This window comes from Trebonia sp. (assembly GCF_030042015.1).
Taxonomy (GTDB): domain Bacteria; phylum Actinomycetota; class Actinomycetes; order Streptosporangiales; family Streptosporangiaceae; genus Trebonia.
Genome location: NZ_JASIAL010000004.1, coordinates 1 through 3209 on the forward strand (window position 1 = coordinate 1; position 3209 = coordinate 3209).

At 71.5% G+C, this 3209-nt stretch carries 3 protein-coding genes; 2 read left to right on the plus strand and 1 reads right to left on the minus strand.

What is annotated here, in order from left to right:
- Window positions 1–169: 169 nt before the first annotated feature.
- Window positions 170–772, minus strand: coding sequence for a hypothetical protein (locus Q1N79_RS00125; protein ID WP_300602533.1), 603 nt, complete (start codon window positions 770–772; stop codon window positions 170–172).
- 243 nt (window positions 773–1015) lie between these two features.
- On the opposite strand from Q1N79_RS00125, the gene Q1N79_RS00130 reads away from it, so the two are divergent.
- Both Q1N79_RS00130 and Q1N79_RS00135 read left to right on the plus strand, forming a co-directional pair.
- Entirely contained in the window at window positions 1016–1525 is a 510-nt protein-coding gene (locus Q1N79_RS00130) for a DinB family protein (protein ID WP_300602535.1), read from the plus strand.
- Window positions 1526–1584: 59 nt separating this feature from the next.
- Window positions 1585–3209, plus strand: a 1625-nt coding sequence (locus Q1N79_RS00135) for an NAD-binding protein (protein WP_300602537.1), incomplete at its 3' end; no start/stop codon positions are given.

The window sequence follows — 3209 nt, forward strand, 5'->3', positions numbered from 1 at the left end:
CGCACCGCCTCAGGGTCGAGCCTCATTTCCAGCGCGGCGGCCCTGCGGGCCAGCTGGTCATAGCGCAGCCCCGGCGCGGCCGCGGCCAGCACCGCGTCCGCGCAGGCGGCATCGGCATCGGACAGGAACCGGGTGTAATACCAGATCGCGCTGGCCCGGCCGCCGTCGATCACCCCGGCCGCCAGCCCGGCGAACGTGCGGGCAGCCGGGTGGCCAGGCAGACCGCCAGGTCCATCCGGCCGGACGCCTCGTGCGCGGTGGTCAGCAGCTCCGACGCCAGCTCGGCGTCGGCGAACTCCCCGGCCCGGCAGCCTCTTGGGTCCCCGCGCGCCTTCGACGCCTCGAACTGGGCGGCGCGGCGGGCGGTGAACTCCGCGATCCCGGCCAGCTCCAGGTACTCCGCCCGGTTCTGCAACCGGCGGGCCGCCGACACCAGCCCCAGCAGCTCGTTATCACTGAGCGCGGGTACGCTGGCGGCAGCGTTCTCGGTGAGCGCGGCCAGCAGCGGCCCCGGGCGCAGCGCGTCCGCGGTCTTGTCCTGGGCGAACCCTTCCCCGCCCAGGCCGTCCGGGCCGGCCATCGCGGCCAGCGCCGCCGGGTCCACGTCGGCGGCCTCGCCCAGGGTGACCATGACCGCCGGGGCGGCGGGGTCCTCGTCTGGGACCGGGATGCGGCCGGCGTTTACTTCGTCCAGGAACCGGGCCAGGTCCGCGTCCGCGTCCCAGTCATCGCCGCCGGGCTGTCCGGGGCCGGGGATGGGGGCGGCTGCCATGGGACGGTTCTCCGTTCGGATTGCCGGGGGGAGATCTGGGCTGATACGAACACTATACCGTACCCCTGCGACAAATCCGCGCCGCTGGAAGCACGTTTTCCAAGATCCTTTTCGAATCGAATGCGGCCGAGCATCGCATCGAAAAGGCGCGCCGCCTCCCGGCCAGAAAATGTCAGAGCCAGGGTCTAGTGTCGATGGCGCAGGAAACCGAGACCGTATCGACGAGGACCAGTTGGAGCGGCGATGAGACAAGACCCCGACCCGACCGCGGGCGAGCGCGACGCGCTCGCCCAGTACCTCGACTACCAGCGCGCGACCATCCTGCTCAAGGCCGAAGGGCTCAGCAAGGACCAGCTAGCCCGGCAGATCCCCACCTCGGACCTGACGCTCGCCGGCATCCTCTATCACCTCGCGCTTGTCGAGGAGTCCTGGATGGAGATCCGCTTCCTGGGCCTGCCCGCACAAGATGACTGGAAGCACGTCGACTGGGACGCGGACCGGGACTGGGAGTTTCACACCGCGACCACGATGGACCCCGACGACCTCAGGACGCGGTATGAGGCTGCCTGCGACCGCAGCCGCCAGGCCGCGGCCCGGGCCGAAACCCTCGACCAGCTGTCCGCGTTCAAGGGCGAGGACGGCTGGCAGTTCACGCTGCGCTGGGTCCTGCTGCACCTGATCGAGGAGACCGCCAGGCACGCCGGGCATGCGGACCTGCTCCGTGAGGCCATCGACGGCGCGGTCGGCGAGTAGCGCGAGTAGCGACACACGCACCTAACATGCCGGTAATCCCAATTGGGAAAGGTAGGGCCGTGGGGGGTGCGCATTCGGACTGGCACGGGCATGTCATCGTCTGCGGCCTGCCCGGCGTCGGCCTGCGGATCGTCGAGCAGCTCATGCTGTCGGGCGTCCCGGCCGTGGTCATCGACGATGACCCCGACCCCCCGCTGGCGCGGCTGATCGCCGCCTGGGGCGTGCCGCTCATCACCGGCAGCACCCGGGCCGAGGAGACGATGATGAGCGCCGGCCTGCCCGGCGCCATCGCGGTGATCTGCGCGCAGCACGACGACCTGCACACGCTGGAAAGCGCGCTGCTCACCCGCAGGCTCCGCTCGGACGTGCGGGTGGTCGCGCAGATCACCAACCCCGCCGTTGGCCGCGCGGTCAAGCAGGTCGGCGTCTCGGTCCTCGACGTCGCGGGGCTGTCCGCGCCGTCGGTCGTCGAGGCCTGCCTGCGCGCGGGGGTGCAGGAGATGACGCTGTCCGGTGAGCGCTTCCTCGCCGCCCGCACCACGGCGCCGCGGTCCGCGAGCCTGCGCGAGCTGTACGGCGCGCTGGCCCCGGTGGCGATCGTGCCCGCGAGCGGCGGCGATGTCACCGTCTGCCCCGGCAGGGACACGAACGTCAAGGCAGGCGATGAGGTGACGCTGATCGGGACCCCAGGCGAGCTCCGCGCCGCATCCGTCCTTCATCATCCCGAACGATCCCGCCCGTCTCCCCAGCCCACCATGCCGCGCCGCAGCAGGCGGACCGCGGGCGTATGGGATCTTGCGGTGTCGCTGGCGCGCGCCGCCGACCGCAGGCTGGTCATCGCGCTGTGCGCGCTGCTCGGGGTGCTCGCCGCCTCGACGGTCGTGCTGCGCCTGTTCTACCAGTACGCGGGCCCGGGTCATCGGATCTCGCTGCTCGAGGCCGTCTACTTCACCGTCGAGACCGTGACGACCGTGGGATACGGCGACTACACGTTCCGCGGCGAGCCGAACTGGCTCATCGTCTTCGCGATCCTGCTCATGGTGACCGGCGCCCTGTTCGTGGCCGTGTTCTTCGCGCTGTTCACCAACATCCTCGTCAGCCGCCGGATCGAGGAGTCCCTCGGCAGGCAGCAGATCACCGCCCTGCGCGGGCACGTGCTCGTGGTCGGCCTGGGCACGGTCGGCCTGCGGGTGGTACAGCAGCTGCACGCCGCGGGCAGCGATGTCGTGGTGGTCGAGATGAACGAGCACAACCGCCACCTCGGCCAGGTCCGCGCCCTCGGCGTCCCTGTCGTGATCGCCGACGCGACCCTGCCCGAGGTGCTGCACTCGGTGCGGCTGGCCGCCGCGTCCGCGGTCGCCGTGCTGACCAGCGACGACCTGGCCAACCTCGAGACCGGCCTGGCGGTCCGCGACCAGCTGGGCGCCTACTGGGAAGGCACGCCGGTCGTGCTGCGCATCTTCGACCCGCAGCTCGCCCACTCGGTAAAGGAGACCTTCGGGTTCGGCAACGTCCGGTCGACCGCGGCGCTGGCCGCGCCGTGGTTCGTGGGCGCGGCACTCGGCCTGGACGTGCTGTCCACGTTCTACGCGGGCGACGAGCCGCTGCTCGTCGCCCGGCTGACCGTCACCCCTGGCGGCGGGCTGCACGGCCTGACGATGCACCAGCTCGCGGCGCGGACCCG

Bases quoted from the DNA above. Each gene is read 5' to 3' on its own strand.
- Q1N79_RS00125 (WP_300602533.1), bottom strand. From the start codon at position 772: ATGGCAGCCGCCCCCATCCCCGGCCCCGGACAGCCCGGCGGCGATGAC.
- Q1N79_RS00130 (WP_300602535.1), top strand. From the start codon at position 1,016: ATGAGACAAGACCCCGACCCGACCGCGGGCGAGCGCGACGCGCTCGCC.